A 15929-nucleotide genomic window follows, 5' to 3' on the forward strand; every position below is an offset into this window, starting at 1 on the left:
CAACTATAAAAATACCATCTATTATTATCTACACTTATTCACTAAAACTCCCTAGTTCTTCTGTCCAAAAACATCCTTCCGTTAAAGCAACTGCATCAATTTCTTGAAGTGCACTAGAAATCCACTCCACCAAATCTTCAGGTATATTTTTTTCAATATAAGCCCATCTTCCATTGGCAGCCTTTACTTCTTTTATAAATTCCAGATAGACAAGTAAAGATTCTGCAAACTTCTCTATCGTACTATTTATAAGAACGACTTTATTTTCATTGTCATAATCTATATATACGAGTTGTGATTTAGATTCATCAATACAGATTGGATTTCCACTACCAGTAAATCCAAAATATATAAACTTATCATACATCGTACCTAATTCATTTTGTATCTTGCTCAACCTTATCCCGCCACCGTTATCTCCAGATTCAAATGTAAGAAATGGGGGAGCAGACTCGGGAAAACCTGCTTTAATTAAGAAGTCTTTCGTTTCTTTCGAGAAGGAAAACGAGTGAATGATTTTTTCATTATAATGAATTAAACCGTATATTTCTTCATTCCAATTCACTAAAAAATCTTGTGGTGAGATCATTTTATCCTCCTGTATATCATATTATTATCTCTGCTCCATTTTTAAATTACTTATCAACTCAACTAGGGAATTAGAAAGAAACTCCTTTTCTTCTGTTTCAAAGTTTTCTATTAATACTTCTCCTGTTTCATTGTCAAAAATAATAGCCTTATCTTCCGGAGAGATAAATCCTATCTGTATATACCTAAATTCTCCCCCTTCACTCTCCTCATACCGTTTCATTATTTGAATAAATTCTACTATAAATTAATAGGATTTCATTTCCTACTGAATTATTAATATTTGAAAAATAATTGGATTTCATATCCCACCTTAATACTAATAGTAAAGTTATATAGCGATTCTTATTACTTTTCCACTATAAATCTCTTCAATCGATCCTGCCTTATTTACACGTATTCTCTCGATTAAAGTCAAATGCTGCTTCAATACCATTTTTTAGTAATTTTTGTAATAACGTATCTAATCCTGCTTCGAAATAACATTGAATTTCTTCTTTATATAACGGTAATAGGGTATAAAAATAAACCGGCCAGTCACCCTCTATTCTTTTACCATCTTCACGAAATTCCATTTTGAATGCCCCTGAACACTGTGGAATTGGTGGTACAATCATAACACCAGAAAATTCCGTCTCTTTACTATATGGATGAATTGACGCATTGCAATCTTCCTTACCTTCATCTAATTGATTCGGAAATATAAGCCATTGCTCTAATCCATATTCCCTTGTCGTTTCCCCAAATTCTTGTAAAAGACGCAAAGGCCAACTGTATTTCGAACTCGCCAAAGCGGTTAATGAAACATCCCAATCCTTCGGTAGATGCATGACAAGTTCTGAATAACCACTATCTACACTTGATGGAGCTGGCATACGGAAATAGCTATTCCGATATGTTACTACTGTATGGTAATCAACTATTTTATTTGGTCCAACATCATATAATTCTACATCGGTAATCCTTTTTGTATTTGCTTCTATATGATTCGTAATCAGTCCATAATGCTGCTGAATATGTGATTTAAAATCTTCTATTGAGGTTGGACGTATCACTGGGTTAGTTTCTATTTTTTGTTCATGATTTTTCTCATCGGATTCCCATACTAACTGAAAATTAAACCCCTTTAGTTCACTTTCCACAACACAATCTTTAAATTCATCTGATACGAATGTTTGTACAGATACAATTGGAAAATCTCCGTATTTATGCTTTGTGTTCATTGTACAAAAAATATGTTCTCCTTTAATTTCATCTGCAATAAAAGCAAATTTATCGAATCCACCAAAATCATCAGGTTCTGCATTTTTATAATCAATACATGCCAATACGTTTAATACATGTATTGCATAGCATTCGTATATTTCATGAACAAGCGGAAGAACTTCAACTTTCCCTTTTATTAAATCAAATACTACTTCTATGGCTGTTTTTGTAAAAACAAGTGGTATTTCACTTAATAAATCAGATACTTCTCCTTTATTTGATAATTTCATTTGCAATGGATTCCACGTATTAATTACTGATTGACCTTGAAAATAGTTATTAAAAATTTCTTGTCCTTCTTCATTCTCACACTCTAATTGATCAAACTGCGAATCTCCAATAATTTTCCATATTTTCATTATACTCCGCCTTTTACTCTATATAAAATACACATTTTCCCTGTCAACAACCATTTCTAATCTATTTTATCCTTTAATGCTTTTTATCGCCCACTGCTTATATGTATTTTTTATCTCACTATCTTCTTTACTATTTCTTTTTTACGATTTAACTTCTTCTAATCATGTAACTTATTTAAAAACTCCGTAAAATTATTAGCAATATAGAATACATTTTCTCTCGCTACTTCCTCTGCCTCCTCAGCCGTAATCCCTTCACTCTCCATCAATGTTTCCTTTTCCCATGCCCCCTCATGTTCCCAAAAGACGACAATTGGATCTTCTTCATAATTTTTATAATCAAAGCAGATTAAATTTCCTGCTGGATCAAATGCGAATGGCACCAATTCATTTGGCAGAGTAGAAATATACTGGTTATATACTTTAACGATATATTCACTACTATCTACATCATAAGAAAGTAAAGTTCCAAATACCTTTGTTATCGTATCTATTTCAAATTTATAAGGTAATACAGCTGAACCATTATTATTTGTAGCACATTCTACATAGTCACTTGGAAATATATACCCTATCTCTTTTCCCACATTGTTTATATATTCTGCTGAAACTGGCTCATCCGGTACTGGCCATGTTAAGTCATTTCTCATTTAACTTCACCTCCTAACAAATCACATCACGTTTATCCAAAATAACTAATTGCATCATCAACCAACCATGCGAGTCGTATGTCTTCTTTCGTAATCGTTTCATTGTTATGTAAGTCTTTCCACGCAATCAAATCAATTGACGCAGTCCATAAAATGTTGTCACCGCCTTTTGATGCACCGATTCCTAATGCCCCTGTGACAGCTGCTATTTCAATTACATTTTCTGAGAATCTATTTTCAAATCTACTTATTTCACTTGATTTACTCAATTTCGAATACATTCCTTTCATCACCCACAGGCATAAGTACTTTGTGAGTTTTCCTGTTTTATTATAATTGGTCATGGTAAAGCCTATATAGAATTATAGCTATAATTCTATATAGGCTTTTTTTTCACCTGGAATTTTAAATTTATTTACATCATATTCTTTAATTATATATACTTTTATAGCTTCAAAATCTTTACCAAATGCAAGAGATGGATTTTTTAAGAAATATATTATTTCTTCCTCGTCATAAATTCGGGCTTTAATTATTTCTTTGTCCGAGTGAAACGATAAATTGACTCCTTTGTAAAAATATTCGTAGTATCCCTCTTCATCCTGCTCACTCTTATCTTCAAAAGGAATAGATTCAATATGATATATATTCCCATTTACATTTATTGATTTCATACAGCATCACTCCCTTTTCAAGAATATTCATAAGAAATCAAATAGTCTCTGTCAATCATACCAAAAATAAGGGATTTACTTTTAGAATTTATAAAAAATATATAGGATTAAATTTAAATCTTTATATTTTTTTCATATTACTTCATTATCTCTGTACAATTGTGTAATGTGTCACAGAAGTAGACATATTGCAATGAGTTGCAGTGACGTGGAATATCCCTTGCGAATATAAAATAAGAAGATCAATCTAGAAAGACTATCTAGTTCGATCTTCTTTTATTGAATTTTTAATTAATTCATTTTTACCCTTAAAATAATATAATCAACGGGTGGATTATTATTTACACCCTCAAAACTGGGTCTAATTTTAAAGTCAAATTCATTTGTTATATTTTTCAATGAATAAAGGTTTGTTCTATCTACACTTGTACGGGGGAGCAATATATCCGAAAACGTAAAACGCATGAAGAATATGTTGCGGAACTATTAGAAAAACGTGGATACGATATGCCGCAGAGGTTTTAGAAGTTCATGGCGATAATATCGAAGTTATAGGAACATACAAAAGCGCTAGAAATACCACAGAACACAAATGTAACTCATGTAAAAATATATGGGAGGCAGCACCAACAAATATTTTAAAAGGAAAGGGAGAGAAACATTATGTCAAAGTTATTACGTGAATTATCTAAATCGGATAGTGAGGCCCTACGTTACGAAGCACTAGAACAGTTGAAAGTTACTTCAGGTAAAATTGTTGCTTGTGATCCTCTTATTTTTAATAAAAATCACTTCGAACAAACAATTCAGCCCGGTACATATCCAATTGTTGCTTGGTGGCATAAGGAAGATGGAGTCATTGCTGGTGCTGAATTGAAATTGTCGGAGTCAAAAGCGGTAGGATGGAAGATGGCAACAAAACCAGGACAAAATGTCAGTGAACTGGAAGACGGATATATTTTTGGTTACCCAGTTGATACAGGCTTAGGGTGCTTTGCAGATGTTGAAGCAATTGATAAGTTAGAAGAAATAGAAGATAGGTTACAACAAGAACTAGGAGAAGAATTTACTAGTTTGTATGATGATCTTATAGATGACATACTAACAGAACATGATGAAGATTGGGGAAATTGCGTGGTGTGTGAGGAAACAGGAAGTAATATTATTATATTCCGTTCAGGTTATGGAGATGGATTTTACCCTTCCTATTGGGGAATCGATGAAGCAGGAAAAATCGTTTCACTTGTTACTGATTTTCAAGTGCTACATGAGGAAAATTGAGGACAACATCAATAATGATATAAGAATCAATATTTTTTCTTTTACAGCGTCAAATATTCCTCGTCTAATATTTGTATATAACTCGTAGAATAATCTCCTTATATACTACTGGTTCTAATAAATAGGGTTATATTCTTAAGTGAATATAACCCGTCATTAATTCTCGTTGTTTATTAACAGTTTTTTATTTAAATAATTTATTAACTCTACTGATGTAGAGTTAATAGTGCACTGTTTATCACGATAGAGGTGAACTTCAGATACTCTACGCTCCGAAATTACTTTTTCTATGATTTCCTGGCGATTATATTCTACCTGCACCGTTTCACAGTTTCCCCAATGAGTAGGAGCGGATTTTTCGTTTGATTCAAATACATCTAGAAGACGATTCAATATCTCTTCCTCGTTAAATGCTACAGTCGGATACATTGCGATTGTAAAATAATTCAGTTTCATTTTACTACTCCTTTTATTTGCTTTATCACAGCCAAATAAGTTTAAATCCCTTTCCCACTATTAATCATGTAACTTATTTAAAAACTCCGTAAAATGATTAGCCACAAAAAATACATGTTCTCTCGCTACTTCCTCTGCCTCCTTAGCCGTAATCCCTTCGCTTTCCATCAATGTTTCCTTTTCCCATGCCTCCTCATGTTCCCAAAAGACGACAATTGGATCTTCTTCATGATTTTTATAATCAAAGCAAATTAAATTTCCTGCTGGATCAAATGCGAATGGCACCAATGCACTCGGTAATGTATCATTGTAATCATTGAATATCTCAATAATATTTTCATCATCATCCATATCATAAGTTAGTAATGTACCAAAAACTTTTCTCTTCCCCTCAACTTCAAATACTTCTGGGCTAACATGTGCTCCGTTATTCTTCATTACACATTCTATATAATCTAAAGGAAAATGAATGCCCAACTCCTTTTCCACATTCTTTACATTTTCTCGCAATAAAGGCTTATCTGGTGATCTCCATTCTACTTTATTCATCTCCTACCACCCCACTGAATCTCCTCAAGTCTTTTTCTCATTTATATTTGTTTGTTCGCGCCATAAACATAATTCTATATTTCGATACCTCTTCACATTTCCTATATATCTTTCTACGACTATCTCCCAATCGAATTATAATTCGTTATTTTATTAATCTTCAATATTTTTAATATAGTGCTTCTTACTTGTTTAAACCGCTACTGAATTTTTCCGCATATAATATATCGAATTCAGTAGGTTCTATTTTTTGTTCTACAATATTCCCTTGTTCATCATACTTTTTAAAAGTCATTTCACTTCCCGCAATACATTCAGACTCATGCTTCTTCATTCCGTTTTGAAAAAATTCAACATGGTAGCCTTCAACCGTGCTTCTATTCATATTGCTGATTCTTTTTATATTTCCATTCATATACAACTCCACATACTCTCCTTGTTTAACACCATTTTCTACATAGAAATAACATTCTATATTTCCATTCTCATAAACATCATAAGCTAAACCAGTAAACAATTTTTCTTTACCATCATCTGCACACTCTACTATTCCTAGCCCATAAGGTCCCCCATATTCTAAACACTCTTCAAACTCAAGGCCATTCTGTATTATATACTCCTTCGTTAACACACCATTTAACATTTTCAATCCTCCTTTACAATATTAGCTAATGGTTAAGCTCTGTTATGTAAAAGTAAGTTTTTATCGTAATATACTTCTATTTTTATTATGTAATTTCTATATACAATGAGAGGAATTTTCTAATATTTGCTTATAACGTATGCTATCCATCATAGGCCTTTAAGTGTTCAAAATTCATTTACTTCTCACCATGTTTCATATTTGCTTTTTCATACTTCCTTCAAACTTGGCTCCTTCTATCTTTGCTCCCTTCCAAACTATACCGTCAAGTTTAGCCCGGTGAAATTCGCATCCGTAAAATCCCCATTTAAAAGGATCGCTCCCGTTAAATTTGCATTTCCCAAATACACTTTTTCAAAATTTTCCTTCTTTAGCCTTTCCCCTTAATTCACTCTCACCTTCAACGAACTCATATATTTCTATACAATTTGTATTATCTATTCATTCATATAACTTATCACCAGACACACTTTTCTGTTCAATCCAAACCTCTCATTTACACAGTGCATCTCTTTCAGTAAATTAAAGCAATAGAAACTATCTTTAGTTTTTCCTCTTCTCTTATTTTTTCCCACAACTGTTTGCTAAGTGAACATGTTCATTAAAAATGTTGTTGTTAATTTGTTTTTCATATTTCTTTAATTCTTCATTGATTTTACTGCCAGTTTTACTTTCAAAACTTTTCTCTAATTCTGCTGCTATATCTCTTAGACTTGTTTGTAATTCATGAAATGCCCCTATGTTTTTTTGAAGAGCATATGTATCTTCTTTTATAATATCTATTGATTTAAACCCTACTTCTGTTTTTAACATCATACGCTGCATTTCTCTTTCAATCTGTTTTTTAGCAGCTTGTAACTCCTCAACAACCTGATCTGCTAAATCTCCTGTAACACTTTCGATTTGCTTTTCTATCTTTTTAATTTCCCCCATAAAATCCATCATATAATTATCTCCTTATCTAAACTGAAAATTCCCCGCTAATTGATTATCTTTATCCCTAAGTGAATTTGCTGCATCACTAATTTCATCCCCAAATCTCCTTAAACTTTTTTGTTCTTTTCTTAAAAGATGAATTAATTCTTCTGCTATGTGTACATCGTGAAAATAGTCATTTCCACCTTCTTTCGTTTTGGCAATTTGTGAGATGGCTTCATCTATTTCGTATGCTTCTAATAGATGATATTTCCCACCTGGTCCTGTTTCATATTTTAATTGACTTTTCAACTTTTGAACCGCTTCAGCTTCTCTTCTTTGAAACTCTTCTATATTTTTTGCTATATCTGATAATCGATTACTGAGCATTTGAATTTTTTGTGCTTGTCTTATAATATCTTCAGGTTCTAATTTTAATAGGGGGCTTCCATTTGAATGAAATGCTCCTCTAAATGTATCTCTGCCGTGTCCTTCCATAGTTAAACGTGTAAAAAAATCTTCTTTTGTATCATTCTGTCTCACTGTAAATTGCTTACCAATTAGAGGTGCACCGAATTGAGTATGGTTACCAATTGGGTCATTCTCATGTGTATAATCCGTAGCTTTGTTTTCCATTTCTCCTCTATCTACTCGTTTTTTCGCTTCAGGACTTAGCAAACGATAAGGATTTGGTGCAGCCCATGTAGTTGCATAACAATCTAATTCTGCAGCGATAAGGTCCGCTTCTGCACCACCTTTACTATGTCCAGTAGTATGAAGAGAAGAAGGGTTATATTTTGCTACGATGTCATCTTTTGCCCATTTTAATCCAGTATCAAATGATGTTGCAGAATCCGGTTTTATTGTTTGACTATTACTTGGAGTAATTCTTTAGAATGTGTTTTAATTCCAAACGTAATTTGATCGATATCTGTTTCGAAATCTGCTAATTGGTTAGGCTCTGTCCCACGAAATGCTAGGATTATCTCATCATAATGTGTTGCATTTTTATCATATTTGTCTGCTGGTACTACTGCGATAGCTTCTAATCCATTTTTTACTTTTTGACAATCTGCATCAATTGATTCTATAACCCTCCATGCTTTTCTATTACTAGTTTTTATTAGTTTACCTTTTTCTAAAACTTGGTCATCATAAACTTGATCTGATAGTTCGAAATAATCTTTATCTGTTGCAATGGTATTCCTTTTAAATTCATTCATATGTTTCTCAACTCATTTCATGGTATATTTTAACTATATTTAAATATAAGGGGATTTCTTATGAAGAAAAAGTTGATAATTTTTATATCCATTATTTGTATTATAGCAGGAGGGTATTTTACAATGGAATACTTAAAACAAAAAGAAGAAGAGGAAAAGTTTTGGAAAGTACAAGAAGCACGAGTAGAAAAATATATTCGTTATAATACTCAGGATGTAAAATCTATTACGTTTACAGAAAAGAGTGTAAGTCCTATGGGAGTCCCAAGATTAAAAGGCTATATAAATAATAATAAAGAATTAGATTTCATAGCTCGTGTAAGTACAACTGAAAACTTTGAAGACCAATTCACTTGTTCTGGAGAACTATATGATAAATATGTGAAAAAACCGGAAAAATCGGTATCTGAAATTGAAAAGGAAGAGAAGGAAAAGAAAAAAGAGTAGTCTTCGTACTACTCTTTCCTATCCCATTTTTAAGAATAATACATTGGTAATTTTTTTATAAGGGGATTTTCTAATGAAGAAAGTAGTTATTTTGATTGTATCTGCTTTGTTACTCATGGCAGGAGGATTTTTTACTTTGGAATACTTAAAACATAAAGAAGAAGAGGAAAAGTTTTGGAAAGTACAAGAAACAAGAGTGGCAAAATATATTCATTATAATGTTAAAGATGTAAAATCTATTACATTTACAGAACACGAAACTAGTCCTATGGGCGTTCCTCATATAAAAGGATATATAAATGATAATCAAGAATTATGGTTTGATGCTGGTCTTAATAGTAATGATAATTCCGAAAGGAAATTGGGGCGTTCTGGAGAACTTGGACAGCTTATAAAACAACCGGAAAAATCCGTTTCCGAAATTGAAAAGGAAGAGAAGGAAAAGAAAAAAGAATAGTCTCTGCACTCCTCTTATCTTGCCTATCCCATTTTAAGAAGAATGCAATCGTAAATTGTTCATAAGGAGATTTCCAATGAAGAAAGTAATTATTTTGGTCGTATCTGTTGTGGCGCTCATAGCAGGAGGATTTTTCACTTTGGAATACTTAAAACAAAAAGAACAAGAAGAAATTTTCTGGAAGGCACAAAAGGCACGTGTAGAAAAGTATATTCATTACAATATTCAAGATGTTAAATCCATTACATTTAAAGAAGACAGTGTAAGTCCAATGGGTGTTCCTAAATTAAAAGGGTATATCAATAAAGATGAAAATTTATGGTTTATAGCTCATATTAGTACTACAGAGAATTTTGAAGATGATTTTGGGCGTTCTGGAGAACTTGGACAGCTTATAAAACAACCGGAAAAATCCGTTTCCGAAATTGAAAATGAAGAAAAGAAAAAAATCCAAGAGTAGTCTTTACGATTACTCTTTTGTTCTCCTATAAAAAATAAAACAAAAGTTGGTTATTTGTAATATAGTAATAACCCCTTAACTATCTATAAGATAAATTTTTTTATGTTTGATACCCATATGCCTATTAATCTCTTTATTTTAGTCTTATTCTTTTTCCAACCTTTATTATCTCTCATCCATCTTACGTTTTATGTATGCAGCGATTTCTATTCTCTTGTTTAGCTATGTCTCTTACATTTGCAGAAACATGAATTATTCAACCGAAGATTTATAATCACTCTTTACATTTTTTAATCCTTCTATTACATTATTTATTCTTATCGATAAATCTTTTATTTCCTCTACTGTCAATTCACCTTCTGCCTCTTGAAGGTTAAACATACTTAGCCTCTTTGTTATACCTTTAATACGCCCAACAAAGACCATATGATGATCGACTGCTATTTCTCCTATGGCAGTATCAACGATAACATCTTCAATCTTTCCTAAATTATTAAATTCATCCGCTAGTTTTGCTATAGCATATCGATACCCTCTCTCTTCATCTAATAACTCTTCATACACCTCCCGAATTGCATGAAATAATTCATTATACTCCCAATCTTTCATACATCCTCCCTCAAAAAAATCCCCACGCTTATGTGAAAATAATCTTTCAACACAAATATGAGGACTTCCTCATTTCATTACTATACTTTATACATTTTATTCGTTAGAATCTTCGTATTTCAATTTATATACTCTATCTCTTTTCTCATCACTTTTGACAAAAATAAGCTTTTCTTCTTTAACAAAACCTTCTAATAGTAAGCATACTTGCCCATATGCTTTAGGCTTATTCGTTGTGAATCTTTCATCTGATATTTTACCAGCTCGTATTAATTGTTCGCATAACTCAAGTGCACTTATTTCTTCACAATTAATTAACTCTAAAATATCCTTTTGTAAGGGCGATAAAGGTACGGGAATCTCAGCTACCTCCACCTTTTCTGGTTTATTTTCTTCTTCAAATAAATCTTCGAATGAAATTTGATTCATACTTCTTTTCCTTTCTAACGATTGATTTGTATAACATGAACTGAATCCTATAGCGTATGTATTATTATGTATTACTTACCTTTTTTCAAAAATCTCAAACTCATGTACATCGTTTCATATAGTATATTTTGATTATACCAAATATACGTTCTGTTTTCTATTGTAGAATTCGTTATAATAGGAATGAAAGTAATTATGAACATTTTTCTCGTTGTTAGTTGTATCCCCCCTGTAAAAAAATAGAAATAGAATCTATAAATTTGTATAATAAAATAAAAAGAGTAAAATTTTATTATAGAAAGGTTCTGGTAATATGTTAGGTATTCATGTTGAAAAAACAAAAGATGAACTAATTATTTCATGGCAATTCTCTAAAATTCATATTCCATTATGTGAAATCACTGAGGTAACGGAAGATAATACATATGCTGGTGTTGAAGAAAAAAGCACAATCCGAATTGGAACAGCATATGGTACAACTGATCGTATTTTAATTAAGACAGTAAAACAAAATTATTTATTATTCACTACTAATAGAGTATCCATTTTAAATAAAATAAAAGCTTAATTGTTTTTCTTCCTATATTTAAATGTTAAACACCTACATTCTATTATAGGAAACGCTACAAAAGGTTCGTTGATTACTCCTGCTCCTAATTCGGAAGCATATGGTGAAACTATATAACACAAACACCCTAGCTCTTCGCTAGGGTGTTCTTAGTTTTATCTATAATACAGTATTTCTACACTTCTTATTTATTTTTATGAACTCCTTGTAATTGACTAAGAACCTCATTGGCAGTCCTCTCAAATCTTTTAGGGTTATCAGCAATAATTTCATTAAGTAAATTAATTATCGTTAGTTGTATATCATGATTCATTCCTACAAGGACTTTAGCATACTCACTTCTATATAAATCATTATTTAAAATTCTTATGTTTAGTAGCATTGCCCACTCTTTTGCACTCTCAACCATTTTTGGTAAAGCTTTAGGCATCTCTGTTAGATATTTTCCCATTTCAAAATCTTCAATAAAATGAACTAGACCAAACATAACTTCTTCCTCTTGTGTTTCATCCTCAAATACTATACACAACTCTTTAATAAGCTTCTCATCATCACAATCTGCTAAGTTTTCTAATACACTGTCAAACTCTTCACATTCCGATTGATTTTTTAAAAATCTACAACTATATAATCTCTTAACCTCAGATTGATAGTCCATATAAATTTCTCCTTTTAAATGAATTGGATAATTAAATTAATATGATCATTAGTTTTCAACTTTTCTATTACATCAATATATGGCTTCCATCTCAAGTGTACATTTTTAAATATTCAGCAATTTCTACTTCTCCTCTTTCAATAGCAAATTCGTAAGCTCCCATCTCTTTCATAGTATCCCCTGTATACTTTACAGTACTATCAATACCATTCTGAACAAGATACTTTACAATATTAAGATGCCCACCATAAATCGCTGAGAATAGAGGATTTCTATTTGGGTCACTAACATCTAATATTGCACCATTATCAAATAAGTACTCTACAATACCAATTTCACCTTCACTAGCTGCATGTGCAATAGGCGCTGACTTTGGTACACCTTCATTAAGGTTAATATCCATACCAGATTCAACAAGAAATTTTATCATATCCAGTTCACCAGCTCTAGCTGCAGCATGTAGCCACGTTCCATAAGGCGTTACAAAATCAAGCAAACTTTTATCAGTAATAATGATCTCTTTCGCTTGTTCTATAGCCCCTTTTTTAATGAAATCATAGATTTTTATCGCTTTTCCCTTACTTTCCATAGAATCCCCCTGCACTATTTTCATCTAGATTAAACAGTTAGACATTGACTACGATACATTTAGCTAAGTGCTGCTGAGAGAGCAGATTTAAGCATAGTATCAAAATCGCAAAAAGTTTCCATATGCTCGCCTGAAGGCTTGTCTAGTTCAACAAATTTCTTTTTGGAAACATTATAACAATACCAAGCTATATCTGAATCTCCGAAAAAAATCAGTTCATCTTCGTCTTTAATTGATTCCCATATTTCATTAGCATCAAAAAAACTATCTACCTGATTTATTGGCTTAAAATCTAAAAAACTTTGGTCAATCCCATATATTATTAATCCATTAAATTCAATTCCATTAACTGTTTGTAAAAATTCATAGTACTGCTGTGGCAGGACATCTTCACCAAATTTTTCTACTACAGATTTACGAAATTTTGATAACTCCTTTTCGTTGATAGGTAAATTGAGTTTTCGATTTCGTTTCTTTCCTATTTTGGATATATGACTAATCTTCTCTCTCCACATAACTTCACCTTCTAATAAATATTCAATCCTTTTTTAGGCTAGAATTACACAAAGTTATCCTCAATAGTACGTCCCATTACAAGGATTGGTTTCAAATTGCCCATTGCTTTTGGCGTGCTATTCAAATATTTTTGGAAGCCACTCTAGCTAGTATTAACCATATGATTTATCTAGATTGATATTTTAATGAAATATATTAAAGCTATTTTCATGATCCTACACGCAAACTTTAGAGTTATATTATAATTAAAGTATTAAATAACCTCTTTACAAATCAAATCAACTTTTTCAAAATATTGTTGTGGTTGTTTCTCACTTATTTCTTTCAAAATTTTAATAACGTCTTCTTTATTTGTAGTTTTAGCCTTCTTCAATACATTAATAAATGGAATAATAAAATCATCTGAAGCTAGAAGACTTCTATAGAATCTTTTAGCACAATATTTAGCTTGTGGCAAAACAATGCTTATCCCTTCAATCAGTTTACTTAAACCATCTTCAACTCCATTTTTTTCGATTATATAAAAAATCGATTCAATTAAATCACCAACAATCGAAGGTTCATCTATTTCATCATGAAATACACTGCACAAATCAATAATTACTTTATTATCTGCCATTTGCAATATTTCATTTAAGATTTCCTCAAATAGCTCAATACTATCATCTTCATGATCCAGAAAACGTATTCTTTTTAAAATAAATATCTTTTTTTCTAATGACATTTATTTCCCTCCATACTTTGAGTAGAGTTTATTGAAGAGTTTCAAAAAATTTATAGTTTAATACAAGAATTAACTTCTAGAATACAAATCTATCTTTAGTTATTAATTCAAATAGGTTGGTAATTGATTTAACCATTCTTTAAAATTATCCGCTTCCTTAGTTACACCATGTTCTTCATGAAAATAAAAGTAAACTCCCGTTTGCTGGCCCTCTTTTGAATGAAGACAAAAGTAATCTCCATTACCTATACTATAAAAAGGGATTAGTTCGTTTTTCCAAAAACCTTCTTTCATTTCATAATCATAAATAAATTCAATAGTATCATTTCCGTTCGTTTTACCACTAGAAACATTTAAAATATCCCCTGGAAATACATATTCAGACATTAGTTCAATAAAGCATTTAAATTCTTTAGGAAATTGACATCCAAATTTTTTCTCCAGTTCCCTCCAATCATTATCTGAAGGGGAATCTAAACCCTCTAATTCTTTATCTAACATACTGTCTAATAAGTTTGCAATTTCATCTTTTCCCACAAACTATCCCCCTTATACTAGAAAAAAGGCTGAATTCTATTTTATTTACAAGTATTCTCTCGATTAAAGTCAAATGCTACTGAATATGTGTTTTAAAATCTTCTATTGACGTTGGGCGTATCATTGGATTATTTTCTATTTCTTATTCATCATTTTTCTCATCAGATTCCCATACTAATTTAAAACGAAATCCTTTCAATCCACTATTTGTAACTCTTTCTTTAAAAGCATCTGATACAAATATTTCGACAGATGTAATAGGACAATCTCCTAACGAATGTTGCGTGTCGCTATTGCGAAATATATGCTGATTTTCCACTTTTTCTAGGATAAAGACAAACTCATCGTAACCACCATATTTAGTAGGAAGCGATTTTTTATGATCCACACACTCAAAAATATTCGTTACATTTACAGCATAACAACTATATGTCTCATGTAATAGCGGTAAACACTCTACTTGATCCTCTATTAAATCATTTAAAATATGTATAGCTTTTTTTGTAAAAATAGGTGGGGTAGGAAATGACTCTCCCTCAAAACTTAACAAATCAGCTTTTTCCATATGTTTATATGTTTTCATTTGAATAGGTTTCCATGTACTAAGCATAGGTATACCTTTAAATCCATCTTCAAATACTTCTTGTCCATTTTTATTACACGTAGTTAATTCATCATTGCCTAATAAATTTGTAAGTTGCCATATCTTCATAATAGCTCTCCTTATTCTCAAGCATTACAAGAATTATATTTTGCTTTTCATAAAAACTCCCCCTTATTTTACCACTTCTTGTTTTTCCTCTATCACTATCTGTTAGTTAATTCTTTGGCGATTGTTTCAGCTTTATATAATTCCTCTAATAATGCATGTGGATAATCATTGTGACTGTCCATATATGCACGTACACCACCCACAATGGTTATTCCCTTAATATCCTCGTTATTCTCTAATATTTCTAACGCTTTCTTATATCTTTTATATATTAATTGTAAAATAACACTATTAATATCTTTCACATAGTCTTTCTCCAACTTATGTATCACGACTTTTACTTGTTGAATTAACTGCCTTTTCTTCTTCACTATGTCCTCCTATTTAATTAGCACAAATTTTATTTCCATTATCAGTTCAATAGTATTCTATTATTTGGATAACTCTATTTTCCACACTCCAACAATGGCCTTTCCTCAACTATTACTTGTATCTAATTCTATACATATATTCCTTAGTAACATTTCGTTTACCAACCAGTATGTCACTAAGAAAAGACCCTCTTTTGAAAAAACGAATCAAAAGAGAGCCTTTCTTTATGACTATATTTCCTATCCAT

22 protein-coding genes and 4 pseudogenes are annotated in these 15929 nt (G+C 31.4%); 5 read left to right on the forward strand and 21 right to left on the reverse strand.

Annotated elements, in window-relative coordinates; translation table 11 throughout:
• Positions 1–34: 34 nt before the first annotated feature.
• The 6 genes and pseudogenes from DT250_RS00680 to DT250_RS00705 all read right to left on the reverse strand — a co-directional run bounded on the left by DT250_RS00680 (position 35) and on the right by DT250_RS00705 (position 3537).
• Positions 35–589, reverse strand: a complete 555-nt coding sequence (locus DT250_RS00680; RefSeq protein WP_149212314.1) for an SUKH-4 family immunity protein — start codon at positions 587–589, stop codon at positions 35–37.
• A gap of 24 nt (positions 590–613) precedes the next feature.
• Positions 614–811, reverse strand: coding sequence for a SecY-interacting protein Syd (locus DT250_RS00685; protein ID WP_000833060.1), 198 nt, complete (start codon positions 809–811; stop codon positions 614–616).
• 163 nt (positions 812–974) lie between these two features.
• Complete coding sequence (locus DT250_RS00690; protein WP_149212315.1) at positions 975–2213, reverse strand: suppressor of fused domain protein; 1239 nt, start codon at positions 2211–2213, stop codon at positions 975–977.
• Between the two features lie 158 nt (positions 2214–2371).
• Positions 2372–2863, reverse strand: coding sequence for an SMI1/KNR4 family protein (locus DT250_RS00695; protein WP_149212316.1), 492 nt, complete (start codon positions 2861–2863; stop codon positions 2372–2374).
• Between the two features lie 50 nt (positions 2864–2913).
• A pseudogene (locus DT250_RS00700) lies at positions 2914–3153 on the reverse strand (DUF7021 domain-containing protein); the annotation flags it as partial.
• A gap of 78 nt (positions 3154–3231) precedes the next feature.
• Positions 3232–3537, reverse strand: a complete 306-nt coding sequence (locus DT250_RS00705) for a hypothetical protein (RefSeq protein WP_048544712.1) — start codon at positions 3535–3537, stop codon at positions 3232–3234.
• A 663-nt stretch (positions 3538–4200) separates the two neighbouring features.
• Between DT250_RS00705 and DT250_RS00715 the strand changes: the two genes are divergently transcribed.
• On the forward strand, positions 4201–4818 hold the full coding sequence (locus DT250_RS00715; protein WP_098069137.1) for a DUF4241 domain-containing protein: 618 nt from the start codon (positions 4201–4203) through the stop codon (positions 4816–4818).
• A gap of 234 nt (positions 4819–5052) precedes the next feature.
• Here the strand turns inward: DT250_RS00715 and DT250_RS00720 are convergent.
• From DT250_RS00720 to DT250_RS00745, 6 genes and pseudogenes are all read right to left on the reverse strand, one after another.
• Positions 5053–5274: pseudogene (locus tag DT250_RS00720) on the reverse strand (hypothetical protein); the annotation flags it as partial.
• Between the two features lie 60 nt (positions 5275–5334).
• Positions 5335–5823 carry an SMI1/KNR4 family protein gene (locus tag DT250_RS00725; RefSeq protein ID WP_149212317.1) on the reverse strand — a complete coding sequence of 163 codons (489 nt, stop codon included), beginning with the start codon at positions 5821–5823 and terminating at the stop codon, positions 5335–5337.
• A 184-nt stretch (positions 5824–6007) separates the two neighbouring features.
• The gene (locus tag DT250_RS00730; RefSeq protein ID WP_149212318.1) at positions 6008–6466 is read right to left on the reverse strand and encodes a toxin-antitoxin system YwqK family antitoxin; all 459 of its coding nucleotides are present in this window, start codon (positions 6464–6466) and stop codon (positions 6008–6010) included.
• Between the two features lie 195 nt (positions 6467–6661).
• Positions 6662–6840, reverse strand: a pseudogene (locus DT250_RS32605) (pentapeptide repeat-containing protein); the annotation flags it as partial.
• Between the two features lie 187 nt (positions 6841–7027).
• Positions 7028–7411 (reverse strand): hypothetical protein, encoded by a 384-nt coding sequence (locus tag DT250_RS00740; protein ID WP_000968638.1) that lies wholly within the window; start codon positions 7409–7411, stop codon positions 7028–7030.
• A 12-nt stretch (positions 7412–7423) separates the two neighbouring features.
• A pseudogene (locus tag DT250_RS00745) lies at positions 7424–8604 on the reverse strand (alpha/beta hydrolase family protein).
• Positions 8605–8664: 60 nt separating this feature from the next.
• Here DT250_RS00745 and DT250_RS00750 point away from each other — a divergent pair.
• The 3 genes from DT250_RS00750 (at position 8665) to DT250_RS00760 (ending at position 9968) form a co-directional block, all read left to right on the forward strand.
• Entirely contained in the window at positions 8665–9051 is a 387-nt protein-coding gene (locus DT250_RS00750; RefSeq protein ID WP_088122631.1) for a DUF1433 domain-containing protein, read from the forward strand.
• Between the two features lie 73 nt (positions 9052–9124).
• A complete protein-coding gene (locus DT250_RS00755) occupies positions 9125–9508 on the forward strand; it encodes a DUF1433 domain-containing protein (protein ID WP_149212319.1) in 384 nt (127 codons plus the stop codon).
• A gap of 76 nt (positions 9509–9584) precedes the next feature.
• Positions 9585–9968 carry a DUF1433 domain-containing protein gene (locus DT250_RS00760; RefSeq protein WP_149212320.1) on the forward strand — a complete coding sequence of 128 codons (384 nt, stop codon included), beginning with the start codon at positions 9585–9587 and terminating at the stop codon, positions 9966–9968.
• Positions 9969–10220: 252 nt separating this feature from the next.
• Here the strand turns inward: DT250_RS00760 and DT250_RS00765 are convergent, their stop codons facing one another.
• Positions 10221–10577 carry an Imm3 family immunity protein gene (locus DT250_RS00765; protein ID WP_149212321.1) on the reverse strand — a complete coding sequence of 119 codons (357 nt, stop codon included), beginning with the start codon at positions 10575–10577 and terminating at the stop codon, positions 10221–10223.
• Positions 10578–10673: 96 nt separating this feature from the next.
• On the reverse strand, positions 10674–11006 hold the full coding sequence (locus DT250_RS00770; RefSeq protein WP_149212322.1) for a DUF3895 domain-containing protein: 333 nt from the start codon (positions 11004–11006) through the stop codon (positions 10674–10676).
• 313 nt (positions 11007–11319) lie between these two features.
• Between DT250_RS00770 and DT250_RS00775 the strand changes: the two genes are divergently transcribed.
• Positions 11320–11574, forward strand: coding sequence for a SunI/YnzG family protein (locus DT250_RS00775; RefSeq protein ID WP_000900621.1), 255 nt, complete (start codon positions 11320–11322; stop codon positions 11572–11574).
• A gap of 184 nt (positions 11575–11758) precedes the next feature.
• Here DT250_RS00775 and DT250_RS00780 read toward each other — a convergent pair whose 3' ends face one another.
• From DT250_RS00780 to DT250_RS00810, 7 genes are all read right to left on the reverse strand, one after another.
• Complete coding sequence (locus tag DT250_RS00780; protein WP_097858639.1) at positions 11759–12232, reverse strand: Imm30 family immunity protein; 474 nt, start codon at positions 12230–12232, stop codon at positions 11759–11761.
• A gap of 91 nt (positions 12233–12323) precedes the next feature.
• On the reverse strand, positions 12324–12821 hold the full coding sequence (locus DT250_RS00785) for an ankyrin repeat domain-containing protein (RefSeq protein ID WP_097858638.1): 498 nt from the start codon (positions 12819–12821) through the stop codon (positions 12324–12326).
• 59 nt (positions 12822–12880) lie between these two features.
• The gene (locus tag DT250_RS00790) at positions 12881–13336 is read right to left on the reverse strand and encodes a YrhA family protein (protein ID WP_088122636.1); all 456 of its coding nucleotides are present in this window, start codon (positions 13334–13336) and stop codon (positions 12881–12883) included.
• Positions 13337–13590: 254 nt separating this feature from the next.
• Positions 13591–14061, reverse strand: coding sequence for an Imm30 family immunity protein (locus tag DT250_RS00795; protein ID WP_064459726.1), 471 nt, complete (start codon positions 14059–14061; stop codon positions 13591–13593).
• A gap of 102 nt (positions 14062–14163) precedes the next feature.
• Positions 14164–14598 carry an SMI1/KNR4 family protein gene (locus tag DT250_RS00800; protein ID WP_149212323.1) on the reverse strand — a complete coding sequence of 145 codons (435 nt, stop codon included), beginning with the start codon at positions 14596–14598 and terminating at the stop codon, positions 14164–14166.
• A 142-nt stretch (positions 14599–14740) separates the two neighbouring features.
• A complete protein-coding gene (locus DT250_RS00805) occupies positions 14741–15310 on the reverse strand; it encodes an imm11 family protein (protein WP_097858636.1) in 570 nt (189 codons plus the stop codon).
• Between the two features lie 95 nt (positions 15311–15405).
• The gene (locus DT250_RS00810) at positions 15406–15681 is read right to left on the reverse strand and encodes a hypothetical protein (protein WP_149212324.1); all 276 of its coding nucleotides are present in this window, start codon (positions 15679–15681) and stop codon (positions 15406–15408) included.
• Between the last annotated feature and the right edge of the window lie 248 nt (positions 15682–15929).

The sequence above is a fragment of the Bacillus sp. AR2-1 genome, from assembly GCF_008368755.1.
Taxonomy (GTDB): domain Bacteria; phylum Bacillota; class Bacilli; order Bacillales; family Bacillaceae_G; genus Bacillus_A; species Bacillus_A wiedmannii.